This is a genomic window from Pseudooceanicola aquaeponti (genome assembly GCF_050897975.1).
GTDB lineage: Bacteria > Pseudomonadota > Alphaproteobacteria > Rhodobacterales > Rhodobacteraceae > Pseudooceanicola.
The window spans coordinates 215,589-238,519 of record NZ_JBPAXY010000008.1 but is presented as its reverse complement, the minus strand read 5'-3'; the positions used below and the strand labels follow the sequence as shown (position 1 = coordinate 238,519).

Here is a 22,931-nt window from a genome sequence, read left to right as displayed (position 1 = left end):
TTGCCGAGGGAAGGGGGCACCTGCTGCGCCCCCCGCAGATCCCGGCGGGGTCTATCCTGCGGCCTCTGGCGCGCCCTCTGCGGCCAGGGTCTTGCGCGCCTGCATATGGGTGCGGGCCTGATTGACGGTTTCCACCGCGCAAAGGCGTCCGTCGCGCAGGCGGCGCAGGATCAGGGTGGCGTCGTCGGACACATCCTCCAGATCCCCCTCGATATCGGTCGCATCGCCGGGCTGTGCCAGGCCCGCGATCTGCAAGCGCGCGCTGCCCTGATGGGACCAGAACCAGGGCGGGCCCTGAGGCGGCGGGGCCTTGTCCGTCAGGATCGCCGCCACCCGGCGCGCCTGTTCCGAGGCGCAGGCCACGGATTCCAGCCGCACCGGCGCTGGCGCAAAGGGATTGGGCGCCTCGGCGCAATCGCCGATGGCGAATATGGCCGGGTCGCTGGTGGCATGGCTGGCATCGGTGCGGATGCCATTGCCGATGGTCAGGCCCGCGGCGGCGGCCAGCTCGACGTTGGGCATCACGCCCGCGGCCAGTAGCAGGGCGTCGAAGGCCTGGGCCTCTCCGCCCGCCAGCAGCAGCTGGCCCGGGCGCACCGCCTCGATCCGCGCGTTCAGCCGGATGTCGGTGCCCCGGGCCGCGTGGAAGCGGCGGAACCAGTCCGACAGCTCGGCCGAGACAGAGCGGGCCATGAGGCGCGGCGCGGCCTCGAACAGCGTGACCCGGGTGTCGCTGCCATGCAGGGCGGCGGCGGTTTCCAGGCCGATGAAGCCGCCACCGATGATCGCCAGGCGGCCCGTGTCGGGCAGGGCGGCGATCAGGCGGCGGGTGTCGGCCGCATTGCGCAGGGCCAGGGGCGCGGCCTCGGCCAGGCCGGGCAGGGGCGGCAGGCGATTGCGGGCGCCCGTGGCCAGGACCAGGTGGTCATAGGGCAGGGCGCTGCCGTCCTCCAGCAGGACCTGCCGGTCGGCCCGCCGGATCTCTTGCACCCTGACGCCCCGCCGCAGGGCGATGTCCTGCTTGGCATAGAGAGCCTCGCCCCGCAGCGGCAGCCAGCCTGCCGCGCCGCGCGATTTCAGCACGTCCTTGGACAGGGGGGGGCGCTGGTAGGGCAGTTCCGGGTCATCGCCCAGCAGGGTGATCGGCCCCGCATATCCCTGTTGGCGCAGGCCGAAGGCGCAATCGACCCCGGCCTGGCCACTGCCGATGATGACGATGCCGCTCATCGCATCAGATCCGGCAGGAAGAGGGTGATCGAGGGGAAGGCGATCAGCAGGGTCATCACCACCACCTCGCACATCAGGAACCAGCCCACGCCGCGGAAGATGGTCCACATGGGCACCTCCTTGCCGACCACGGATTTCACCACGAAGACGTTCATTCCCATGGGGGGCGTGATCATGCCGATCTCGATATACTTGACGACGATGATGCCGAACCAGATCAGGTCCAGGTCCAGCGCCTTCATCATCGGCAGGAAGACCGGCATGGTGATCAGCATGATCCCCAAGGGGTCCAGGAACATCCCCAGGATCAGGAAGACGATCGACAGGGCAATCACCACCATCAGCGGATCCCCGGCCCAGCCCCCGACCATGTCGACCAGCATGGAACTGACCCCGGTCAGCGACAGCAGGCGGGTGTACATGACCGCGCCCATGCCGACGAAGAAGATCTGCGCGGTGACCGACATCGTCTCTTTCAGCGCCTCCAGGAAGCGGCGCGGCGTCATGCGGCCCTGCACCAGGGCGATGGCCAGGGCCAGGGCGGCGCCCACGGCGCCTGCCTCGGTCGGCGTGACGATGCCGCCGTAAAGGCCGCCGATGATGCCCAGGATCAGCACGCCAAGCGGCCAGGTTTCCTTCAGCGAGGACATGCGGTCGCGTTTCAGCGTCGCCAGGTCCGCGTCGTCCAGCCTGGGCGCCAGGGCCGGGTTCAGTCGGCAGCGCACCAGGATCATCACCACATAGGCCGCGCCGGTCAGCAGGCCGGGGATGATGCCCGCAATCAGCAGCCGCGAGATCGAGACCTCGGCGAAGACCCCGTAGAGGACCAGCAGGATCGAGGGCGGGATCAACGCCGACAGCGTGCCTGCCGAGGCAATGACCCCGGTGGCCAGACCCTTGTCATAGCCGGTGCGCAGCATCTCGGGGATGGCCAACCGGCCCATGGCCGCGGCCGAGGCCAGGGACGAGCCGCAGGCGGCGGCGAAGCCCGCGCTGGCCATGTTGGCGGCCACGGCCAGCCCGCCGGGCAGGGCCGAGAACCACAGCCTTGCGGCGCGGAAGAGGGCGCTGGAAATCCCGGTCTGGTTGGCAATGGCGCCCATCAGAAGGAACATCGGGATGGCCGTCAGATCCCAGCTGGCGGCGAAGGCAAAGGGCGTCTCGCGCAGGATCGACAGGGCAATGGGCCAGTTGCGCACATAGGCCAGGCCACAGACCGAGACGACGCCCAGGGCGACACCGATGGGGGTGCGCAAGCCGATGAGGGTCAGCAGGATGGCCAGGGTGACGAGGCCGAAGATCAGGCTGTCCATGTCATTCAGTCTCCGTCTGCGAGGTCGGGGTCGGGGTGGTCAGCCGTTCGGCCAGGCGCAGCAGCAGCACCAGCACCATGGCGGCGCCCGCCACGGGCAGCAGCCAGCGGGTGGGCCAGATCGGAAGGTAGCCGCCGAAGATCTCCCAGACCTCGGCGCGGCGGGTCTTGGCCATGGCGGAAACCCAGGTCTGCCAGACGAAGGCGCCGACATAGGCGATGGTCAGCAGTTCGACGAAGATTTCCGAGCCCTTGCGCAGCCCGTCGGGCATCAGCGAGGTGAACAGGTCGGCGCTGACATGCTGGTCACGCAGGGTGACCCAGGCCAGCGGCAGGAAGGCCACGGCGATCATGTAGTAGGTGGCGGTGATCTCGCCGGTGCCGGGCAGGGGGTGGTGGAAGACGGTGCGCGAGACGACGTCGACGGTGACATGGATCATCATCAGCGCACCGGCCAGCAGCGCGACGTAGAACAGGGCATCGGCCACGCGCGACAGCATTCGGTTCAGGCGGGTCATGACGCCTCCGGTTGCAGGGAATTGGGGACGGGATGGGGAGCGGGGAAGCTGGGAAGGGCAGGGGGGTCGGGGCGCCGCAGCGCCCCGACCGGCCAAGCTTGGGGATCAGAGCGACCCGGGGTCGACCTTCGAGAAGACCTCGTCCCAGAGCTTGGCGGAGAAGGCCTCGACATCGGTGCCGATCTCGGCCGAGTAGCCGCGCCAGGTCTCGACATTGGCCAGGTAGGTGTCGATCAGGGCGCCGGGATCGCTGACACCAAGCTGCGTGCCGTTCTCGATCAGCCGCGCGCGGTCGGTCTCGACGAAGCCGTCGACCATGGCGGTGATATCCGCGCCCGCGGGGACCAGCTCGACCCCCATCTCAGCCTGCTGGGCCTCGAAGCTTTGCTGGTCGCGCAGGACGTAGTTGCCGATCGTGTGCTTGGCGGTGACCAGGGCCGAGGCGCGCAGATGGGCGGCCTGGGCCTCGGGGCTGAGGTCCAGGAAGGTCTCGCGGTTCATCAGGAAGCCGACGGCAGGCCCCGAGACGCCAAGCGGCAGGTCGGTGACATGCTTGGCATATTCGCCGTAGCCGTAGGTTTGCAGCCATTCCCGCGCCGCCATCAGGCAATCCAGGCCGCCACGTTGCAGCAGGCTGACCGCCTCGGTCAGGGTGACGGACATCGGGGTGGCGCCGCCCAGGGCCGCCATTTCGCCATAGCCGCCGGTGGCGCGCACGCGCATCCCCTTCAGGTCGGCCATGGTGGCGACGGGTTTGGTGCACATCAGCCGGTAAGAGGCCGAGGCGAAGCCGCCCAGGGGCAGCACGTTGTTGTCCTTCGCCTCTTCCAGGCACTCGGGGCAGTCGAGGAAGATCGTCTGCGCCGCGGCCCCTGCCACGGCCACCGGGTCATCGCCGGGAACCACGGTGGAATACAGCAGCGTCAGCGAGGGCATTGCCTCGGGCGTGTAGACCGGGATCGCAAGGCCCGCCTGCATCAGGTTGTCGTCCACCGCCGCCAGGGTGCCGCGCCCGTCGGACAGCTGGCCACCGGCGATCAGTTCCCACTGGATCTCGCCGTCGGTCTCGGCCTCGATCTGGGCGAAGGCCTCGGGCAGGGTGTCGGTGTTGAGATAGTCCGAGGCCGGCGGCCAGGAGCCGTAGATCGGCGTGTCGGCCAGGGCCGTGCCGGCGAACAGGGCCGCCGTGGCGGCGAGGGTCATCGTGATCTTCATCTTGGGTTCCTCCCTTGAAATGGTCCCTTGCTGGACCGCCGCGCCCTCCTCCGGCGCGGCAAGACTGGTCATGGTCGTCAGGCGGGCTCTACCTCGACGGGGATCGAGTGATAGCCGCGCAGCCAGTTGATATGGATGCGTTCCGGGGTGCCGGTCAGGTGGATACGGCGCACCTTGCGGGCCAGGGCGGTCAGCACGCTTTCCGCCTCGAGCCGGGCCATCATCTGGCCGACACAGCCGTGAATGCCGGTGCCGAAGGCCAGGTGGCCGACCGGGCGCCGGGTGATGTCGTAGCTGTCGGGATCGTCCCAGCGGGCCGGGTCGCGGTTGGCGGCCGACAGCCACATCAGCACCTTTTCCTCGGGCCCCATATGCACCCCGGCGAACTCGGTCGCGGCGCGGGTCGTCCGCCCGATCACCGGGCTGGGCGCGCGGAACCGCAGGCCTTCCTCGAAGGCGGGGCGGGCGAGGGACAGATCGGCGCGCAGCATGTCCCATTGCTCGGGGCGTTCGATCAGCGATAGCAGGGTCAGGCCGATACCGAAGACGGTGGTGTCGATCCCGGCCGAGATGAAGGCGCGGACCAACATGCCCGCGTCCTCGTGGCTGATCTCGCCCGCATGGGCGGCGGCGTAGATCTCGGCGCCGAAGCTGTCGGGCAGGATGTTCTCTTCGCGCATCTGCTCGGTCACATAGGCGAAGGTGCCGTTCTCCTCGACGATGCGGCGAGCCTCCTGGTACAGCTCGTTCTTCGGTCCCATCGCGTTGAAATTCAACGTGGAATAGGGCATCAGATGCGACCGGCCCTCGGGCCGCAGCCCGGCGGCGTCGGGCAGCACCTTGAAGGGAAAGGCGAAGGCCAGGTCGGCGGCGATGTCGAAGCGGCGGCGCGCCACCAACTCGTCGACCATGCGCTCGGCCTCGGCGGCCAGCCTGTCCGCCAGGGCGCGCAGGGCGCGCGGCGACAGCACCTTGGCCAGGACCTGGCGGTTAGGGGTGTGCACCGGCGGATCGGCTTCCAGGATGATCGAGGGTTTGCGCCAGGGTTCATCGCGCACGACATTGGTCATCCCGGTGCCAAAGGCCGACGAAAACCGTTCCCAGTCGCCGAAGATCTCGCGGATCTCGGCATCGCGCCCCGTGGCCCAGAACCCGTATTTCGGGATCCAGACCATCGGCCCGGCCTCGCGGATCGCACGGTCCAGCGTATCGGGGTCGTTGCGGGCCTCGGCGCAGAACGGATCAACGTCGAGCACCGGCCGCGTGTCGGTCAGTGTCATGATCTGGGGTCTCCTCCTCAGATTAGTTTAATGAGCAACAAATTTACTTTGCAACTCAATTCTGGTGCTGCGGCAAAATTCTCCGCATTGGGATTGGCTCAGAGGGCGCGGGCGGCGGCGTCGAGCCAGAGGGCGACGGCATGGGCGCCGGGGTCCACATGGCCCAGAACGCGATCACCCACATAGCTGGAGCGGCCCCGGCGGGGGCGCATCTGCTTGGTCGCCTCGGCGCCGTCGCGGGCCGCCTGGGCGGCGCGGCGCAGGGCCTCCGCCGGATCCTCGGCGGCGGCCATGGCCTGGGCGGCGGGCCGCAGCGCATCGACCATGGTCCGGTCCCCCGGTTCCGCCCCGCCAAGCGCCTGAAGGGCCTCGACCCCGGCGGCGAAGGCCCGGGCCAGCTGCGCGCCGGGCGTGCCCTCACCCTCGTCCAGGGCATTGCCCGCGGCGGTGGCCAGGATCGCGTAAAGCGGGCCCGAGGTGCCGCCCGTGGCGCGCCGCACGATGGCCCCGACCGCACGCCAGAAGGCCGCGCCCGAGAGGGTGGCAAGCTGGGTCTCGGCGGCCAGAAGGGCCTCGGCCCCCGAGGCGAGAGAGCGGCCGATGTCGCCGTCGCCCACGATCTGATCCATGCGGGTCAGTTCGGGTTCGGCGGCGATGATCGCCTCGCAGCAGGCCAGGGTGACGCGCAGCAGCGCCGGATTGCCCTGGCCGGTGCCGGCCTCTGCGGGCGGTTCGGCGGGGGCGGGCACCACGGGGGTTGCGGCGGGGCAGGTGGCCGGGACCCAGGCGGGGGCGGCTGCTGGCGCGTCCAGGCCCGTGCGGCTGCCTTCGTCCAGCCGCATCAGCGACAGCGAGACCCCGGCCATGTCGATGGCGGTCAGCAGCGTGCCGGCGATCACCCGCTCGACCCGCAGGCCCTGGCGGGCGCAGGCGGTCAGGGCGTCGCCGGTGACGATGGCCAGCTCCATGGGCGGGGTGGCGCCCAGGTTGTTGACCAGCAGGCAGACGGGGGTGTCGGCGGCCAGGGCGCGGTCGGCCACGATCTTGTCGATCATCAGCGCGGTCAGCTCGCGCGAGGAGGACAGGGCGACCCGGTCCAGCCCGGCCTCGCCATGGATGCCCAGGCCCAGCTCGATCTCCTCGGGTCCCAGTTCGAAATTCGGACGCCCGGCGGCGGGCACGGTGCAGGGCGACAGGGCCACGCCCATGGAGCCCACGGCGGCGATGGCCGCCTCGGCCCGGGCCTTGACCTCGGCCAGGGGCAGCCCGGCTTCGGCGGCGGCGCCTGCGATCTTGTGCACCAGCACGGTGCCCGCGATGCCGCGCCGCCCGGCGGTCTCCTCGGCGCTGCCCAGGGCGCAGTCGTCATCGACCACCACCAGTTCGGTCTCGATCCCCTCGCCGCGCGCGATCTCAGCCGCCAGGCCGAAGTTCAGCCGGTCGCCGGTGTAGTTCTTCACGATCAACAGGACGCCCCCCGGCCCGGCCACGGCGCGGATCCCGTCCAGAACCTGATCGGTGGAAGGCGAGGCGAAGACATCCCCCGCCACGGCCGCGGTCAGCATCCCCGGACCCACAAAGCCCGCATGGGCGGGCTCGTGCCCCGAACCGCCCCCCGACAGCAGCGCCACCTTGCCCGCGCCGGTCACCGCCTCGAGATCGGCGCGCAGCACGATGGTGCGCCCCTCGATCAGGCGCAGGCCCGGCTGGCTGCGCACATAGCCCGACAGGGCATCGGGCACGACCGAGGCCACCTCGTTGATCAGCTTTTTCATTGGTTCCTCCCATTGCAGTTTGCAATTAAACTTGTTTCCGTAGCATCTGACGACACCAGAAGGAGAGCGCCGATGGCCGATGACCAGATTGTCACCGATGGGGATCTCTCCGTTCGTGCCGAAAGCTACGCCCCCTATTTCCTGTCGTTGATCAACAACCGCCTCTCCTGGGGGGCGTCGCAGCTGTATCTGACCCTGTTCGACCTGGGCCTGAACGAATGGCGCATCCTGTCCGCGCTGCGCAACGAGCCCGGGGTGCAGGCCCTGCGCGTGTCGGAAATGGTGGCGATGAACAAATCCGTGGTCAGCCGCTCGACCCGCCGGCTGGAAGAGCTGGGCCTGGCCGTGGCGCGGCTTGAACTGGGCAAGCGGCGCCTTTTCCTGACGCAGAAGGGCGCCGAGATGCACGACCGGATCATCGAGATCGCCCTGCGCCGCGAGGCCGCGCTGCTGGACGGGATCGAGGGCGAAGAGCGCGAGGTGCTCTTCGGCCTGCTGCGCCGGATGACCGAGAACCTGTCGAAGGTCGAGGCCGTGGATCGCGAACTGGCCGGCAAGAGCTGAGCTCGCATTGGCCTAGTACTGGCAGGAGGGCATCTGCACGATCATGCCGTCCATCTCGGGGGTGACAGGGATCTGACAGCCCAGGCGGCTGCGCTCGGTCACCTCGTCGGCGGCGCTTTCCAGCATGTCATCCTCGATCGGGGCGCGGGGCGGCACGCGGCCCTCGTCGGCCTCGGCGATATAGACGTGGCAGGTGGCGCACATGGCCGAGCCGCCGCATTCGCCCACGATGCCGTCGATCCCGTTGCTGATCGCGGCCAGCATGAGGCTGGTGCCGGGGTCGACCTCGACCGGGTGGTCCTCGCCCTGGGATGTGCGGAATACGATTCTGGTCATGTTGGTCCTCCTTACGGGCGTTTATATAGCAACTAGTTTAAGTTGCAACAATTCAGGCCTTGCCCGAAGCCTGCCCGAGGATCTGCAAAACGGGGGAGGGCGGAGTGCTGTGCGCCGCCACCGCGCCCGCGCTGCGACGAGGCGCGCCTTGCCTTCGCCGGTGCTTCGGCCTATGACCGCGGCAAGGTGCCGGGCACCTGCCGCCTGCGGACGCAAGTCACGGTGAAGCCCGGATCAAGACGACATCTCACCCTCGAAGCATTTCGCAGGTGGGCAATGCAGGCTCCCTCCCGATCCGAAATGCCTCTTTGGAGGAGTGAGCGATGTCCGTCCGACACGCCCCTGTCCCCTGTGACAATCCCTTTCTGACCCGGCCCGTCTGGCGCCTGGTGCTGTCCAACGCCCTGCCGATGGCCATCGTGCTGTCCATGGGCGGCCTGCTGAGTGTGGTCGACGGCGTCTTCGTCGGCCGTTTCGTCGGGGTCGACGGGCTGGCCGCCGTCAGCGCGGCCTTTCCGGTGGTCATGCTGCTGACCGCCCTGACCGCGCTGATCGGCGGCGGCATGTCCAGCTTTCTGGCCCGCCAGCTGGGCCGCGGCGCCCGCGCGGCGGCGGCAGGCACCTTCGCCTCGGCCCATGGGCTGGCGGTCGCGCTCAGTGTCGGGCTGCTTGGCGCGGCGCTGGCCTTTGGCCCGGCGGTGGTCGGCGCGCTTTCGGCGGGGGATCCGGTGGTGGCACGCCTGGCGGCGGACTATCTGCTGATCCTGATCCTGGGGGCGCCGGTGCAGTTTGCCCTGGGGGTGCAGTCCGATGCCCTGCGCAACGAGGGCCGGGCCGGGCAGATCGCCCTGCTGTCGGTGCTGGTCAACCTGGTGAACCTTGCCGCGAACTATGGCGCTATCGTGCTTCTGGATCTCGGCGTGATCGGGTCGGCCTTCGGCACGGTGACGGCCCAGGGGCTGGGTCTGGCCCTGGCTGTGGCGCTGCGGGCGACCGACCCCGAGTTGCTGCCGCTGGCGGCGTTGCACCGCCACCCCTGGCATGGGGGCTGGGGGCGGATCCTGGCACTGGGCCTGCCGCTGTCGCTCAGCTTTGCGGGCATGGCGCTGGTCGCGGGCACCGTCCTGCTGGCCCTGCGGGCCGTGCCCGGTGCTGGCCCCCAGGTGGCGGCCTATGGGGTGGTGACCCGCCTGCTGGGCCTGGCCTTCCTGCCGTTGATGGCAATGGCGCTGACCACGCAGAGCATCACCGGCCACAATGCCGGGGCCGGTCGGATGGATCGGGCCCGGGCCGCGCTGCGCCTGGCCGTGGGCGGCGCCTTCCTCTGGGGGCTGGCCGTCTCTTTGCTGGGGCTTTGCGCGGGGCGCTGGCTGGGGGCGCTTTTCTCGGACGACGCTGGGGTCATCGCCGCCACCGCCACGATCCTGCGCCCGATGACGGCGCTTTACGCCTTCAGCGGTCCGATCCTCGTTCTGGCGATGCATTACCAGGCCCTGGGGGCGCCGCTGCGCACCGCCGTGCTGACGCTGGTGAAACCCTGGCTGCTGACGCCCGGGCTGGTCCTGGGCGGCGCGGCGGTGGTCGGGCCCGAGGGGCTGTGGCTGGCCTTTCCCGTCGCCGATGCCTCGCTGCTGCTGCTGACACTTGCTATGCTGATCGGGTGGCCTTCGGTCGCCCCGGTCCCGGTCGGGTTCGATGCAAAGGAGGAGGGGGCATGACGCAGCCATCCCTTGAGACCGTGAAGGCCCAGGCCAAGGCCCTGCGCCAGGCGCTGCGGGACAGTGGCACGGCGGTCAGCCACGCCCAGGCTCTCGAACTGGTCGCCCGGCAATACGGGGCGCGCGACTGGAACACGCTTCATGCGCGGTTGACGCGCGGCAATGCCCCGCCCGCCCTGGCGCTTGGGGATCGGGTGACCGGGCGCTATCTGGGGCAAAGCTATCGCGGCCGGATCGTGAGCCTGTCCGGGCCGCCGGGGCATCGCCAGATCGAGATCGCCTTCGACGAGCCGGTCGACACGGTGCGCTTCGACAGCTTCTCGAACTGGCGCCGCCGGGTGCGCGGAACCATCGGCGAAGACGGCATCAGCCCGCGTCGCACGTCGGACGGCACGCCGCATCTGACGGTGGCCCTGGCGCCTTCTGGCACGTAGTCGTGGGGCGGGGCCTTGGCGGGCAGGTCACGGGGGCGATAGGGTCCCTGATCTGCGGGTCCGGGCCCCCTCATGGCAGGGCGTGCGAAATCTGCATCTTGCTTGGGCCCTCGGAAGGCAAGGGTCAGGGGGGCACCAAGAGATGACGGTTGCCACGCGCCGCTGGTCCTTGGGCCTGCCCAACATGATCTCGATGCGGTCGCGCCGTTTGCATCGGTGCTAGCCCTCTGCGTGGCAGGGCCTTGCGTGGCGATGGTCCTGAAGGGGCATTCGACCGGTGTCTTGCGGTGCTTTGGTCGGGGACGCCGGCGCCTATGCCCTGCTCGCTGCAACGTTTCCACCGGCTGTCGAGCCTCTTGGGCGGCTCATGTTCCTTGGCGGCGTCTTTTCCGTGCAAGCCATCGCAATGGATGAAGGCGCCCCTCGGAACAGGCTTGTCATCGCCCCGGGACTTGCCCGCGACTTCGGGGGGAAAGGTCGCCCATGCCACCGTTCCGCTGTCCGCGCCGGGACGCACGTTGCACAGTGAAAATCAATGCCGCCTGACCCTAGTTTCCCTGCCGGGCGCCGACCGAGGCCAAGAGCCAATCCAGAAACGTCTGAGCGGTGTGGGCGCAGCGGGTGCTGGTGGTGACGTAATAGGCCGTTCCCAGATCGACTTCTGCATCAGGCCACTGGCGCAGCGCGCCGTCACGGACCGCGCCATGGGCGATGGAATGCCAGCCCAGCATCACGCCGCGCCCGTCCAGCACCGCCTGGGCGGCCTGGACGTAGTTGTTGAAGGTCTGCCCCGACAGGCGCGCGCGCTGGATGCCGCGGGCCTTCAGGTAATCTTCCCACCCGGCCCAGTGCTGATTGTGGGGGCTGCGCACATGGATCAGCGGCGCCTGATCCAGGCCGATCCCCTGGGCCTGCAACCGATCCAGCAGGGCGGGGGCGGCCACCGGGCAGACGCGCTCATCGAACAGCTTGAAAGTGCTGCCCTCGTGCCAGCGGCCGGTGCCGTAGCGGATCGCGATGTCGATCCCCGGCGACAGATGCGGCAGATCGGTAGAGGGGGCCTGCACGTTGACCGTGATCTCGGGGTGGCGGGCGTAGAAGTCGGGCAGGCGGGGCATCAGCCAGTAGGTGGCCATGCCGAGGGTGCAGGACACGGTGACCTGCGCCCCGTCCTGACCGCTGAGGGCGCGGATATCCTCCAGCGCGGCGGCGATCTGGCCCAGTCCATCGCGCAGGGCGCGCGCCAGCAGTGCGCCCGCCTCGGTCAGCTGGGCGGGCCGCGTGGCACGGTCGATCAGCGGCACGCCCACATGGGCCTCCAGCGACTTCAGAGCCTGGCTGACGGCGGGCTGGGTCACGTTCAGCCGCGCTGCCGCCAACCGCATGGACCCATGCCGGGCGACGGCTTCGAAGGTGGTCAGCAGACGCAGGGGCGGAAAGCGATCCAAGATAACCTCTGGGTTAAGTTACCTTCAGGCTAATCCGGCTGTTCGGCTTTTGGAAGGCGTGAGATGCTTCTTTTGCCAACCCGCCTCTGCCTCCCTCCAACGCATTGAGATAAAAGATGAATGTTATGACTTCCCCCGTCGCTGCCCCGGTTCTGAAGGACAAGGGGCTGGAGATCGTCCTGTCGGACGGTCAGCCGCATTACTTCAACTACTACTGGCTGCGCGACAACTGCCCGACCTCTTTCAGCAGCGCCACGCGCGAGCGCAGCTTCGACATCTTCCACCTTGACGCCGCCCCGGTCGCGGCCAGCGCCGAGGTGATCGGTGATGCGCTGAAGATCACCTGGACGGGCGAGGATCACGTGACCCGCTTCCCGCTGGCCTGGCTGGAAGGCTACGCCACCCCGGGCCGTCGCCCCGATCCGGCGGACCTGCCGCGCCAGGCCTGGTTCGGCGATCACTACCCGAACGTGCCGCGCTTCAGCCAGCCCGCGCTGCTGGCCGACCCCGCGACCCGCGCCCGCTGGATCGAGGCGCTGCTGGTCGAGGGCTTCGCCATCGTCACCGACATGCCCGACAGCGACGCGGGCCTGACCGAGACCGCCGAACTGCTGGGCCAGATCCGGCCGACCTTCTTTGGCGCCTATTTCGACGTGAAGACCCACATCAACCCCACCAACACCGCCTATACCGCCGCCGCGCTGGAGTTGCACACCGACACCCCCGCCGAGGAACATGCACCGGGCGTGCAGTTCCTGCATTGCCGCGCCAATACGGTGGACGGGGGCGAAAGCCTCTATGCCGATGGCGTGGCCGTGGCCAATGATTTCCGCCACCGCGACCCCGAGGGTTTCCGCCTGCTGGCCGAAACGCCGGTGCCCTTCTTCTGCGAACATGACAGCTACGACATGCGCTCGCGTCAGACGGTGATCGAGCTGGACCAGCACGGCGAGGTTTCGGGGCTGACGATCAGCCAGCACATGCTGGACATCTCGGACCTGGATCAGCACCTGCTGGACGCCTGGTATCCGGCCTTCTGCCGTTTCGGGAAGATGTTGCAGGAAGAGAAATACATGATGACCTTCCTGATGAAGGCGGGCGAATGCATGGTCTTCGACAACCACCGCATCGTGCATGGCCGTGCCGCCTATACCGCCGAAAGCGGCGACCGCTACCTGCGCGGCACCTATGTGGACCGGGCCGAGATGCGCTCGACCTATCGGGCGCTGGTCAGCGAAGGGCGGTTCAAGGCATGAACGCGCCCGTTGATCCCGCAACCCTGGATCCTGCCGTGCTGCGGCAGGACCTTTCTGCCGCCTTCCGCATCTGTCACCAGCTGGGCTGGAGCGAGTCGGTGGGCAACCATTTCAGCGCCGCCGTTTCGGAGGATGGGGCCGAGTTCCTGCTGAACCCCTGCTGGCAGCATTTCGCGACGATCCGGCCGCAGGACCTGCTGCGCATCGACGCCCGCGACGGTCGGGTGATCGAGGGGCAGGGGGCGCCCGATGCCTCGGCCTGGTGCGTCCATGGCACGTTGCACCGCAAAAAGCCCGAGGCGAAGGTGATCCTGCACGCCCATTCGCCCTATGCGACCGCGCTGGCCTGCCTGAAGGATCCAACGGTCGTGCCCATCGACAACAACACCGCGCGTTTCTACGGGCACACGGCCTATGACCTCGACTTCGGCGGCATTGCCGATGCCGAGGAAGAGGGCGAGCGCCTGGCCGAGGCCCTGGGCGACAAATCGGTGCTGGTCATGGGCAACCACGGTGTCACCATCGTCGGCGAAACCGTCGCGGCGGCCTTCGAGGATCTCTATTTCTTCGAGAAGGCGGCCCAGACCCTGATCCTGGCGCGCTCCAGCGGGCAGCCGCTGGCGGTGCTGTCGGATGCGGTGGCGCAGAACACCGCCGACGGCTGGCGCGCCTATGCGGGCATGGCGGACCGTCACTTCGCCTATCTCGCCGCGCAGCTGCCGGCGCTGTAACGCCGCCGCTCTCTCGATCCCGCGCCCTCGCTGCGATATGCAGCGGGGGTGTTTTCGTTTCCCGCCCCCCGTTCCCGGAGGTCCGCCATCAACCGCTATCCGTCCATCCAGGCCCTGCGGGCCATCGAAAGCGTGGCGCGCAACGGGGCGCTCTGGCGCGCCGCGACAGAGCTGAACGTCACCCGCAGCGCCATCAGCCACCAGTTGCGCCTGCTGGAACGCGACCTGGGGTTCAAGATCCTGGAACGCAGCGGCAACCGGACCGAGATCACGCCGCGCGCCCGCGCCTATGCCGAGGACGTGCGCCGGGCGCTGAACATGATCGCCAGTTCCACCGCGCGGGTGGCGCAAGAGGGGCTGACCGGGTCGCTGACCATCAGTGCCACGCCCGGTTTCGCCGATGGCTGGCTGTGCCTGCACATCAGTGATTTCCTGGCCGAACATCCCGATGTGGTGGTGACCGTCCTCAGCTCTCAGCGGATGGCGGATACCAGCAATCCGGCGGTCGATACCTTCATCACCTTCGGCGATGACAGCCGGGCCCATGTGGCGGTCGAGCCGCTTCTGTCGGTCGAGTTCACCCCGCTGTGCAGCCCGGCCTATCTGAGCCGCTTCAAGAACTTCAACGATCCAAGCATCCTGAAGGGCGCCACCCTGCTGCACATGAGCGATTTCACCGACTGGGAAAACTGGATGCGCCTGTCGGGCCTGCCGCCGGAAAGCGCCCATCGGGGGGTCTGCTACTCGGATATGAACATTGTCCATACGGCTGTGATGGCGGGCGAGGGAATCGCGATCGGCGATACGGTGCTCTGGGGCAAGGACCTGCGCGAGGGCCGGTTGATGCGTCCCTTTGCCCGATCCTTGCACTTCGACACCGGATATTTCCTTTGTACTCCCGAAGAAAATCTGTCGAACCCGGTCGTGGTTGAATTCCATAACTGGTTGAAAACACGGCTTGAAGTGAGCCGCATTCGCCCGGAAAGTTCCGCGTGACAAACGTCATTTGTTGCCCGGCTGAATAAGTTTCATTTGCAGTTCACCTCTCTGCCTCGCACCCTCGGCCCATAACGGACAGGAATGAAAAGAGAGGCGATTGTGGCCAACACAACGCAGATCGAAGCACGTTCGGTCGGAAAAAAGTTTGGGAAATTCCACGCCTTGCAGGACATTTCCCTGGAAATCGCCGAGGGCGAGTTCCTCTCGCTTCTGGGCCCGTCGGGCTCTGGCAAGACCACCTTCCTGACCCTTCTGGGCGGCTACGAGGATGTCACCTCGGGCGAGCTGCTACTGGAAGGGCAGGACATGACCAACTGGTCCGCCAATCAGCGTGGCTTTGGCATGGTCTTTCAGGGCTACGCGCTGTTTCCCCACCTGACGGTGGCCGAGAACATCGCCTTCCCGCTGAAGGTGCAGAAGCGCAGCAAGGCGCAGATCGCGGACCGCGTTGCCCAGATGGTCGAGATGGTCGGCCTTTCGGGGCACGAAGCCAAGAAACCGCGGGCCCTGTCGGGCGGGCAGCAACAGCGGGTCGCCCTGGCGCGGGCCCTGGCCTATGAACCCAAGGTGCTGCTGCTGGACGAACCCTTTTCGGCGCTGGACAAGAACCTGCGCGGCCAGATGCAGGAAGAGCTGCGGCGCCTGCACCGCGACCTGGGCACCACCTTTGTCTTCGTGACCCATGACCAGGAAGAGGCGCTGGCGCTGAGCTCGCGCATCGCCATCTTCAACCATGGCAAGCTGCAACAGCTGGGCACCCCGGGCGAGGTCTACGAACGGCCCGCCAACCGCTTTACCGCCGAATTCCTGGGCGACATCAACATCCTGTCGCTGGACCCTTCGGCCGCTGGCATCGCCGGCACCGCGCTGGAACTGCCGCCCAATGCCGGCGCCTTCCAGCACGTCGCGATCCGTCCTGAACACATGCGCCTGGCGGGTGAGGGGGACGGCAACCAGCTGCCCGCCAAGGTGCGCGACCGCGTCTATCTGGGCGCCAAGTCGCGGCTGCTGCTGGAGACGCGGGCGGGTGAAGAGCTGATGCTTTACCTCGACAACGGCACCGGCGCGCCGCCGCCCGCGCCGGGCAGCGAGCTGCGCATCGCCTGGGATACCGGCGACAGTTTCGCCCTCTGATCCCCCCGACCATTTCGAAAGACCCCCACCCGGAGCGCCCCCCCCGCGCGCCCCGGGGCCGGGGAAGACTGACCCGGAAACCAGAAACAACAGGTGAGAGAATGACCAACCACTTCCAGCAAGACCTTGTCGAGATCCTGAAAGAGCGCGCCGCCAAGGGCCAGATCTCGCGCCGCCAGATGATGCAGGGTTTCGCCGCCCTGATGGGCACCACAGCCCTGGGCCTGGGCGCCAGTAAGGCCCAGGCGGCAGAAGGCCGTCTGGTCTTCGTGAACTGGGGCGGTGATGCCCTCGACACGATGGACGAGGCCTTCGGCACCCCCTTCACCGCCGAAAGCGGCATCCAGGTGCTTTACGACGGCTCGGGCCCGACCGAGGGCGCGATCACCGCACAGGTGCAGGGCGGCCGCCCGACCTGGGACCTGGTGGATGCCGACCCCTTCTCCTCGCAGGCGCTTGGCCGCAAGGGCATGATGGAACCGATCGACTATGCCATCGTCGACCCCGCCAAGCAGCGTGAGGGCTTCGGCTGGGAGTATTCTTCCTCTGCCTACTTCTATTCCTACGTCATCGCCTATGACGCGACGAAGTTCGACACGCCGCCGACCTCGATTGCCGACTTCTTCGACGTCGAGAAATTCCCCGGCAAGCGGTCCATGTACAAATGGGGCGCAGGCATGTGGGAAGCGGCGCTGCTGGCCGATGGCGTGGCGCGCGAAGACCTCTATCCGCTGGATCTGGAGCGGGCGCACGCCAAGATCGAAGGCTTCAAGGAGCATATCGGTGCCTTCTGGGGTGGCGGCGCGGAAAGCCAGTCGCTGCTGCTGAACGGCGATGTCTCCATGGCGCTGATCTGGAACACCCGCGCCAGCCTGCTGGACAAGGACACCGAGGGCGACATCAGCTTTGTCTGGGATGACGGTATCGTCGGCCCGGGCGGCATCGGCGTGGTCAAGGGCAACCCGGGCGGCACCGAGGCGGCGATGCGCTATATCGCCAGCACGCAAGAGCCCGAGCGCCAGGCGAAGTTCTTTGAATTGATGGGAAATGGCCCGTCGAACCCGGCGGCGGACAGCCTGATCCCGGAAGAGCTGCGCAAGTACAACCCGATGGACCCGGAAAACCTGCCCAAGCAGGTCGCGCTGGATACGGACTGGTACGAAGAGAACTACGGCGCGGCGCTCGACGCCTACCTGCAAATCATCTCTGCCTGACCTGTCCGTCCTCGCCGCCCCCTGACATCTCCCCCTCGCCCGAGCGGGGGGCGGCGACCCTGAAGGAGCTTCCATGCGCGCCTCGCTCGTCCTCATCGCCCCCGTGTTGCTGTTTCTGGGAGGCAGTTACCTTCTGCCCTTCCTCGGCATCATGCAGCTGAGTTTCACCGACCCGGATCCGGGGCTGGCCCAGTACCAACAGGTCCTGTCCGATCCGCTGACCCTGTCGGTGATCTGGCGCACCCTGCGCCTGTGCGTGATCGTCACGGCGGTCTCGGTCAGCTGCGCCTATGTCATCACCCTGCTGTGGGTGCGGGGCAGCCCGGTGGTGCGGCTGCTGACCGAGCTTTGCATCATGATTCCCTTCTGGATTTCCGTCCTCAGCCGCGCCTTCGGCTGGCTGTCGATGCTGTCGAACCGGGGCCTGCTGAACACCTGGTTGCAGGACCTCGGGATCATCGACAGCGCCATCCAGATGACCCGCAATGAATTTGCCGTGGTCGTCGGCATGTCCCACTACCTTATTCCCTTCGCCGTCTTCCCGCTGGCCACGGCCATGCGCAACGTGGACGAGCGCGTGTTGACGGCCGCCGACGGCATGGGGGCCTCGCGCCTGCGCATCTTCTGGCAGGTCTTCCTGCCGATGACGTCGAGCGGGATCATGGGCGCCACCCTGCTGGTCTTCGTCTTCTCCATCGGCTTCTACGTCACGCCCGCGCTTCTGGGGGGCGGCCAGTCGGTGCTGATCGCGGAACTGATCTACCTCTGGATCTTCCAGATCCCGCAATGGGGCGTCGCCGCCGCCATGAGCGTGGTGCTGATGATCGCCGTCGGCGGGATCCTCTACCTACTCATGCGCCGCTACGGGGAGATGGCCAAATGACCCGACTGCGTCCCGGCGTGATCGCCACGCTTCTTTCCGCCTTCGTCGCCCTGTTCCTGCTGATGCCGCTGATCGCGGTGGTGCCGGTCAGCTTCACCTCGAAACGCTACCTGTCGCTGCCCAATGGCGACTGGTCCTGGCGCCACTACCTGTCGCTGCTGGAAGATCCCGACTGGGGCGCCAGCCTGTGGACCTCGGTGCAGGTGGGCGTGCTGGCCAGCCTGCTGGCGGTGATCCTGGCCACGGCCTTCTGCATCGGGTTGTGGATGCTGCGCCCGCGCTTTTCCGGGCTGATGACCGGCTTTGTCCTGCTGCCGATGGTGGCGCCGCCGGTGGTGTCCTCGCTGACGCTCTACTTCTTCCTGACCAAGCTGTCGCGCTGGAACGGGGTCGTGGCCTACGACAAGCTGGGCGGGGTGGTGCTGGCCCATATGGTGATGGTGATCCCCTATGCGGTGGTCGTGGTCATGGTTGCGCTCAGCCAGCTGGACCGGCGCATGGACCTGGCGGCGCAAAGCATGGGCGCCTCGGTCGCCACCCGCGTTTTCGGGGTGATCCTGCCCAACATCCGCTTCGGCCTCCTGGGCGCCTTCTTCCTCTGCTTCCTGCTGTCGTGGGACGAGATCGGCGTGACCCTTTTCGTCACCTCGGTGGAAACCATCACCCTGCCGCGCCGCATGTGGATGGGCCTGCGCGACAATGTCGACCCGGCCATCGCCGCCCTGTCGGTCGTGCTGATCTGCGTGGTCACCGTCGCGATCCTGATCCGCGCGGCGCTGCAATTCCGCAAGGCGCGCCAGGCGCGCTGAGCCCCGAAAACCACCGTGCGGGGCAGCCCCCGCGCGGCCCCCAACTCTCCCCTCAAGAACCACATGGTGCCCCGATGCATTTTGGACTGACCGAAGAACAGGAGATGATCGTCTCCACCGTCCGCAGTTTCGTCGAGAACGAGATCTACCCCCACGAGGCCGAGGTTGAACGCCTGGGCGAAGTGCCCGCCGAGATCGGGCAGGAGATCAAGCGCAAGTGCCTCGATCTGGGCTTTTACGCCTCGAACTTCCCCGAAAGCGTCGGCGGGCCGGGCCTGTCCCACGTCGATTTCGCCCTGGTCGAACGCGAGTTGGGGCGCGGTTCGATGGCACTGACGCACTTCTTTGGCCGACCGCAGAACATCCTGATGGCCTGCGAGGGCGAGCAGGTTGAGAAATACCTGCTGCCCGCCGTGCGCGGCGAGAAGATGGACGCGCTGGCGATGACCGAACCCGACGCGGGCTCGGATGTGCGCGGCATGAAATGCACCGCCGTGCGCGAGGGCGGCGACTGGGTCGTCAACGGTTCGAAACACTTCATCTCGGGCGCGGAACACGCGGATTTCGTGATCGTTTTCGTCGCCACCGGCGTGGATGAAACGCCGCGCGGCCCCAAGAAGCGGATCACCTGTTTCCTGGTGGATCGCGGTACGCCCGGTTTCGAGATCGCGCGCGGCTACAACTCGGTCTCGCACCGGGGCTACCAGAACTCGATCCTCTATTTCGACAACTGCCGCCTGTCGGACGCGCAGGTGCTGGGCGAGGTCGACGGCGGTTTCGACGTGATGAACGAATGGCTTTACGCCACCCGGATCACCGTCGCCACCAACTCGGTGGGCCGGGCGCGCCGGGTCTTTGACCACGCGCTGACCTATGCCGCCGAGCGCAAGCAGTTCGGCCAGCCGATCGGCAAGTTCCAGGGCGTCAGCTTTCAGATCGCCGACATGATCACCGAGATCGACGCCGCCGACTGGCTGACCCTTTCCGCCGCCTGGCGCCTGGACCAGGGGCTGCCCGCCAACCGCGAGATCGCCTCGGCCAAGGTCTATGCCTCGGAAATGCTGGCGCGGGTCACCGATGCGGCGCTTCAGATCCATGGCGGCATGGGGTTGATGGACGAACTGCCCATCGAACGCTTCTGGCGCGATGCCCGGGTCGAGCGCATCTGGGATGGCACCTCGGAAATCCAGCGGCACATCATCAGCCGCGAACTGTTCCGCCCGCTGGGAGCCTGAGGGATGGCGCCGCTCAGCCGCTTCCTGTCGCCCCGTGCCATCGCCGTCGTCGGCGGTGGCAGCTGGTGCGAGGCCGTGGTGCGCCAGTGCCGCGCCACGGGTTTTGCCGGGCCGATCTGGCCCGTGCACCCCAAGAAGGCAGAGGTCGGCGGGCTGCCAGCCTATGCCAGCCTCGACGCGCTGCCCGGCGCGCCCGATGCCGCCTTCATCGGGGTGAACCGGGAGCTGACGGTGCAGGTCGCGGGCCAGCTGTCGGCTATGGGCTGTGCCGGGGCGGTCTGTTTCGCCGCCGGGTTCAGCGAAGCTGTCGCGGAACTGGCGGACGGGGACGCGTTGCAGGCCAAGCTGGTCAAGACCGCCGGTGATATGCGCGTGCTGGGCCCCAATTGCTACGGCATCGTCAATGCGCTGGACGGCGTGGCCCTTTGGCCCGACCGCCACGGCATGAACCCGGTTGACAGCGGCGTCGCCGTCATCGGCCAGTCGTCCAACGTGCTGATCAACCTGACCATGCAGCGCCGGGGCCTGCCGCTGGCCGCCGTGGTGGCGGCGGGCAATCAGGCGCAGACCTCGATGTCCGATCTGGGCATCGCCTTGCTGGAAGATCCCCGCATCACCGCCCTTGGTCTGCATATCGAGGGTATCAGCGATCTTCCGGCGTTTGAGGCGCTGGCGGCCCGCGCGGCGGAACTGGGCAAGCCGATCGTTGCGCTGCGCGTCGGGGCCTCGGAACAGGCGCAGGCGGCGGCGGTGTCGCATACGGCCTCGCTGACCGGGTCCAACGCTGGGGCGGTGGCCCTGCTGAAACGTCTTGGCATCGCCCAGGTGGACACGCCGAGCGAGCTGATCGAGACGCTGAAGATCCTGCATGTGACGGGCGGTCTCACCTCGGCGCGGATCGCCTCGGCCAGCTGCTCGGGCGGTGAGGCCTCGCTGACGGCCGACATGGGCGCGGGGGCCGGGGTCACCTATCCAGCGCTGACCGAGACCCAGAAGACGGGCCTGCGTGCCGCGCTCGGCCCCAAGGTCGCCCTGGCCAACCCGTTGGATTACAACACCTACATCTGGGGCGACGAGGAGGCGCTGACCGCGACCTTCACCGCCCTGTGCGATCGGGAAGCAGACCTGGGCATGGGCTGCGTCGTGGTCGACTACCCCCGCGATGACCGCTTTGACGCCCCCGACTACGACCAGGTGATGCGCGCCGTGGCCGCGACCCGCGAGGCCACCGGCACGCCCATGGCCATGGTCTCGCTGCTGGCCGAGGGCCTGCCCGAGGCGGTGGCGCAACGTGCCCTGGCCCTGGGCATCGTGCCCCTCTGCGGCATGGGCGACGCGCTGACCGCGATCCGCGCCGCCGCCCAGGTGGGCCGCGCGGGCGGCGCCAACACCCGCCCCGCGCCGGTGACGCTGCCGGTCGAAGGACAGGGGACCCCGCGCGTCTTCTCCGAAGCAGAGGCCAAGCTGTTGCTGTCCGCGGCCGGTGTCCGCGTGCCGGGCTCGGCCCGTGCGGCGACGGCGGAGGATGCGGCCAGTTCCGCCGCGCAGATCGGCTTTCCCGTGGTGCTGAAGGGCGAGGGGATCGCCCACAAGACCGAAGCGGGGGCCGTGGTGCTGAACCTTGCGGATGCCGCCGCCGTGGCCGAGGCCGCAGGCGCCATGCCGGCCTCCAGCTTCCTGGTGGAAGAGATGATCACCGGCACTCTGGCCGAGCTGATCCTTGGCGTCACCCGCGATCCGGCGCATGGGTTCGTGCTGACCCTGGGCCTGGGCGGCATCCTGACGGAACTGATCCGCGATACGGCCTCGGTACTGATTCCCGCCAGCCGGGACGAGGTCCGTGACGCGCTGGCCAGCCTGCGCACCGCGCCGCTGCTGACCGGCTATCGGGGCCGCCCCGCCGCCGACATCGAGGCAGTGATCGACACCGTCATGGCCCTGCAAACCCTGGTGCAGCAACACGCAAGCGCGCTGCACGAGATTGAAATCAACCCGCTGATCTGCCGCGCCTCGGGCGCGGTGGCGGCGGATGCCCTTATCAGGATGGAAGAATGATCGACAACGTCTTGACGACGCGCCGCGGCGCGGTGCTGGAAGTCACGCTGAACCGGCCCAAGGCCAATGCCATCGACATGGCCACCTCGCGCCGCCTGGGCGAGATCTTCACTGCCTTTCGCGATGACCCCGAGCTGCGCGTGGCGATCCTTACCGGCCAGGGAGAGAAGTTCTTCTGCCCCGGCTGGGATCTGAAGGCGGCAGCCGAAGGCGAGGCGGCGGATGCCGATTACGGCGTCGGCGGTTTCGGCGGCCTGCAAGAGCTGCGCGGGCTGAACAAGCCCGTCATCGCCGCCGTCAACGGTATCGCCTGCGGCGGCGGGCTGGAGCTGGCGCTTGCCGCCGACATCATTCTGGCCGCCGATCACGCCACCTTCGCCCTGCCGGAAATCCGCTCGGGCACCGTGGCCGACGCCGCCACGATCAAGCTGCCCAAGCGCATCCCCTATCATATCGCGATGGAGCTGCTTTACACTGGACGCTGGTTCGACGTGGAAGAGGCGCATCGCTGGGGGCTGGTGAACCGGGTGATCCCGGCGGCCCAGCTGATGGCCGAGGCGCGCAAGATGGCGGATGAGCTGGCCGCCGGTCCGCCGCTGGTCTTCGCCGCCATCAAGGAGGTGGTGCGCGAGGCCGAGGACATGAAGTTCCAGGACGCGCTGAACCGCATCAACGGCAGCCAGTTCGAAACGGTCGAGCGGCTTTATCGCTCGGAGGACCAGAAGGAAGGCGCCCGCGCCTTTGCCGAGAAACGCGATCCGGTCTGGAAGGGCCGGTAAGGGAGAGAC

Annotated in this window: 21 protein-coding genes and 1 pseudogene; 13 read left to right on the top strand and 9 right to left on the bottom strand. The window is 67.9% G+C overall.

Annotated features, from left to right (window positions below):
* Positions 1–51 precede the first annotated feature (51 nt).
* From ACRARE_RS20145 to ACRARE_RS20120, 6 genes are all read right to left on the bottom strand, one after another.
* Complete coding sequence (locus tag ACRARE_RS20145; protein WP_432658269.1) at positions 52–1,227, bottom strand: NAD(P)/FAD-dependent oxidoreductase; 1,176 nt, start codon at positions 1,225–1,227, stop codon at positions 52–54.
* Complete coding sequence (locus ACRARE_RS20140) at positions 1,224–2,540, bottom strand: TRAP transporter large permease (RefSeq protein ID WP_432658268.1); 1,317 nt, start codon at positions 2,538–2,540, stop codon at positions 1,224–1,226. The genes ACRARE_RS20145 and ACRARE_RS20140 overlap by 4 nt, the downstream gene beginning before the upstream one ends.
* A gap of 1 nt (position 2,541) precedes the next feature.
* The gene (locus ACRARE_RS20135) at positions 2,542–3,057 is read right to left on the bottom strand and encodes a TRAP transporter small permease (protein ID WP_432658267.1); all 516 of its coding nucleotides are present in this window, start codon (positions 3,055–3,057) and stop codon (positions 2,542–2,544) included.
* 105 nt (positions 3,058–3,162) lie between these two features.
* Positions 3,163–4,272 carry a TRAP transporter substrate-binding protein DctP gene (gene dctP, locus ACRARE_RS20130; RefSeq protein ID WP_432658266.1) on the bottom strand — a complete coding sequence of 370 codons (1,110 nt, stop codon included), beginning with the start codon at positions 4,270–4,272 and terminating at the stop codon, positions 3,163–3,165.
* 77 nt (positions 4,273–4,349) lie between these two features.
* Positions 4,350–5,552 carry a cytochrome P450 gene (locus ACRARE_RS20125; protein ID WP_432658265.1) on the bottom strand — a complete coding sequence of 401 codons (1,203 nt, stop codon included), beginning with the start codon at positions 5,550–5,552 and terminating at the stop codon, positions 4,350–4,352.
* A 98-nt stretch (positions 5,553–5,650) separates the two neighbouring features.
* Positions 5,651–7,327: a dihydroxyacetone kinase family protein gene (locus tag ACRARE_RS20120; protein WP_432658264.1), complete on the bottom strand. Its 1,677-nt coding sequence runs from the start codon at positions 7,325–7,327 to the stop codon at positions 5,651–5,653.
* 72 nt (positions 7,328–7,399) lie between these two features.
* On the opposite strand from ACRARE_RS20120, the gene ACRARE_RS20115 reads away from it, so the two are divergent.
* On the top strand, positions 7,400–7,891 hold the full coding sequence (locus tag ACRARE_RS20115) for a MarR family winged helix-turn-helix transcriptional regulator (protein ID WP_432658263.1): 492 nt from the start codon (positions 7,400–7,402) through the stop codon (positions 7,889–7,891).
* Positions 7,892–7,903: 12 nt separating this feature from the next.
* On the opposite strand, the gene ACRARE_RS20110 is transcribed toward ACRARE_RS20115, so the two are convergent.
* Positions 7,904–8,227, bottom strand: coding sequence for a 2Fe-2S iron-sulfur cluster-binding protein (locus ACRARE_RS20110; protein ID WP_432658262.1), 324 nt, complete (start codon positions 8,225–8,227; stop codon positions 7,904–7,906).
* A 323-nt stretch (positions 8,228–8,550) separates the two neighbouring features.
* Here ACRARE_RS20110 and ACRARE_RS20105 point away from each other — a divergent pair, with 323 nt between their 5' ends.
* Complete coding sequence (locus ACRARE_RS20105) at positions 8,551–9,945, top strand: MATE family efflux transporter (RefSeq protein ID WP_432658261.1); 1,395 nt, start codon at positions 8,551–8,553, stop codon at positions 9,943–9,945.
* Positions 9,942–10,379: a glyoxalase superfamily protein gene (locus tag ACRARE_RS20100; RefSeq protein ID WP_432658260.1), complete on the top strand. Its 438-nt coding sequence runs from the start codon at positions 9,942–9,944 to the stop codon at positions 10,377–10,379. Before ACRARE_RS20105 ends, ACRARE_RS20100 begins: the two co-directional genes overlap by 4 nt.
* A gap of 27 nt (positions 10,380–10,406) precedes the next feature.
* Here the strand turns inward: ACRARE_RS20100 and ACRARE_RS20095 are convergent.
* A pseudogene (locus ACRARE_RS20095) lies at positions 10,407–10,595 on the bottom strand (hypothetical protein); the annotation flags it as partial.
* Between the two features lie 332 nt (positions 10,596–10,927).
* Positions 10,928–11,827, bottom strand: coding sequence for a LysR substrate-binding domain-containing protein (locus ACRARE_RS20090; protein ID WP_432658259.1), 900 nt, complete (start codon positions 11,825–11,827; stop codon positions 10,928–10,930).
* 125 nt (positions 11,828–11,952) lie between these two features.
* Between ACRARE_RS20090 and ACRARE_RS20085 the strand changes: the two genes are divergently transcribed.
* From ACRARE_RS20085 to ACRARE_RS20040, 10 genes are all read left to right on the top strand, one after another.
* A complete protein-coding gene (locus ACRARE_RS20085; RefSeq protein WP_432658258.1) occupies positions 11,953–13,083 on the top strand; it encodes a TauD/TfdA family dioxygenase in 1,131 nt (376 codons plus the stop codon).
* Positions 13,080–13,814 (top strand): class II aldolase/adducin family protein, encoded by a 735-nt coding sequence (locus ACRARE_RS20080; protein ID WP_432658257.1) that lies wholly within the window; start codon positions 13,080–13,082, stop codon positions 13,812–13,814. The genes ACRARE_RS20085 and ACRARE_RS20080 overlap by 4 nt, the downstream gene beginning before the upstream one ends.
* Positions 13,815–13,862: 48 nt before the next feature.
* A complete protein-coding gene (locus ACRARE_RS20075) occupies positions 13,863–14,810 on the top strand; it encodes a LysR substrate-binding domain-containing protein (RefSeq protein WP_432658256.1) in 948 nt (315 codons plus the stop codon).
* 165 nt (positions 14,811–14,975) lie between these two features.
* Positions 14,976–15,947 (top strand): ABC transporter ATP-binding protein, encoded by a 972-nt coding sequence (locus tag ACRARE_RS20070; RefSeq protein ID WP_432658255.1) that lies wholly within the window; start codon positions 14,976–14,978, stop codon positions 15,945–15,947.
* 101 nt (positions 15,948–16,048) lie between these two features.
* Positions 16,049–17,161 (top strand): ABC transporter substrate-binding protein, encoded by a 1,113-nt coding sequence (locus tag ACRARE_RS20065; RefSeq protein ID WP_432658254.1) that lies wholly within the window; start codon positions 16,049–16,051, stop codon positions 17,159–17,161.
* Between the two features lie 73 nt (positions 17,162–17,234).
* Positions 17,235–18,044, top strand: coding sequence for an ABC transporter permease (locus ACRARE_RS20060; protein WP_432658253.1), 810 nt, complete (start codon positions 17,235–17,237; stop codon positions 18,042–18,044).
* The gene (locus ACRARE_RS20055; RefSeq protein ID WP_432658252.1) at positions 18,041–18,853 is read left to right on the top strand and encodes an ABC transporter permease; all 813 of its coding nucleotides are present in this window, start codon (positions 18,041–18,043) and stop codon (positions 18,851–18,853) included. The genes ACRARE_RS20060 and ACRARE_RS20055 overlap by 4 nt, the downstream gene beginning before the upstream one ends.
* Before the next feature lie 74 nt (positions 18,854–18,927).
* Positions 18,928–20,088 carry an acyl-CoA dehydrogenase family protein gene (locus tag ACRARE_RS20050; protein ID WP_432658251.1) on the top strand — a complete coding sequence of 387 codons (1,161 nt, stop codon included), beginning with the start codon at positions 18,928–18,930 and terminating at the stop codon, positions 20,086–20,088.
* Positions 20,089–20,091: 3 nt separating this feature from the next.
* On the top strand, positions 20,092–22,143 hold the full coding sequence (locus ACRARE_RS20045) for an acetate--CoA ligase family protein (RefSeq protein ID WP_432658250.1): 2,052 nt from the start codon (positions 20,092–20,094) through the stop codon (positions 22,141–22,143).
* The gene (locus tag ACRARE_RS20040) at positions 22,140–22,922 is read left to right on the top strand and encodes a carnitinyl-CoA dehydratase (RefSeq protein ID WP_432658249.1); all 783 of its coding nucleotides are present in this window, start codon (positions 22,140–22,142) and stop codon (positions 22,920–22,922) included. Before ACRARE_RS20045 ends, ACRARE_RS20040 begins: the two co-directional genes overlap by 4 nt.
* The last annotated feature ends 9 nt before the right edge of the window (positions 22,923–22,931 follow it).

Coding starts and splice junctions, on each gene's coding strand:
- dctP (WP_432658266.1), bottom strand. CDS start 4,272: ATGAAGATCACGATGACCCTCGCCGCCACGGCGGCCCTGTTCGCCGGC.
- ACRARE_RS20065 (WP_432658254.1), top strand. CDS start 16,049: ATGACCAACCACTTCCAGCAAGACCTTGTCGAGATCCTGAAAGAGCGC.
- ACRARE_RS20085 (WP_432658258.1), top strand. CDS start 11,953: ATGACTTCCCCCGTCGCTGCCCCGGTTCTGAAGGACAAGGGGCTGGAG.
- ACRARE_RS20080 (WP_432658257.1), top strand. CDS start 13,080: ATGAACGCGCCCGTTGATCCCGCAACCCTGGATCCTGCCGTGCTGCGG.
- ACRARE_RS20050 (WP_432658251.1), top strand. CDS start 18,928: ATGCATTTTGGACTGACCGAAGAACAGGAGATGATCGTCTCCACCGTC.
- ACRARE_RS20040 (WP_432658249.1), top strand. CDS start 22,140: ATGATCGACAACGTCTTGACGACGCGCCGCGGCGCGGTGCTGGAAGTC.
- ACRARE_RS20135 (WP_432658267.1), bottom strand. CDS start 3,057: ATGACCCGCCTGAACCGAATGCTGTCGCGCGTGGCCGATGCCCTGTTC.
- ACRARE_RS20145 (WP_432658269.1), bottom strand. CDS start 1,227: ATGAGCGGCATCGTCATCATCGGCAGTGGCCAGGCCGGGGTCGATTGC.
- ACRARE_RS20120 (WP_432658264.1), bottom strand. CDS start 7,327: ATGAAAAAGCTGATCAACGAGGTGGCCTCGGTCGTGCCCGATGCCCTG.
- ACRARE_RS20125 (WP_432658265.1), bottom strand. CDS start 5,552: ATGACACTGACCGACACGCGGCCGGTGCTCGACGTTGATCCGTTCTGC.
- ACRARE_RS20060 (WP_432658253.1), top strand. CDS start 17,235: ATGCGCGCCTCGCTCGTCCTCATCGCCCCCGTGTTGCTGTTTCTGGGA.
- ACRARE_RS20100 (WP_432658260.1), top strand. CDS start 9,942: ATGACGCAGCCATCCCTTGAGACCGTGAAGGCCCAGGCCAAGGCCCTG.
- ACRARE_RS20140 (WP_432658268.1), bottom strand. CDS start 2,540: ATGGACAGCCTGATCTTCGGCCTCGTCACCCTGGCCATCCTGCTGACC.
- ACRARE_RS20115 (WP_432658263.1), top strand. CDS start 7,400: ATGGCCGATGACCAGATTGTCACCGATGGGGATCTCTCCGTTCGTGCC.
- ACRARE_RS20110 (WP_432658262.1), bottom strand. CDS start 8,227: ATGACCAGAATCGTATTCCGCACATCCCAGGGCGAGGACCACCCGGTC.
- ACRARE_RS20105 (WP_432658261.1), top strand. CDS start 8,551: ATGTCCGTCCGACACGCCCCTGTCCCCTGTGACAATCCCTTTCTGACC.
- ACRARE_RS20045 (WP_432658250.1), top strand. CDS start 20,092: ATGGCGCCGCTCAGCCGCTTCCTGTCGCCCCGTGCCATCGCCGTCGTC.
- ACRARE_RS20055 (WP_432658252.1), top strand. CDS start 18,041: ATGACCCGACTGCGTCCCGGCGTGATCGCCACGCTTCTTTCCGCCTTC.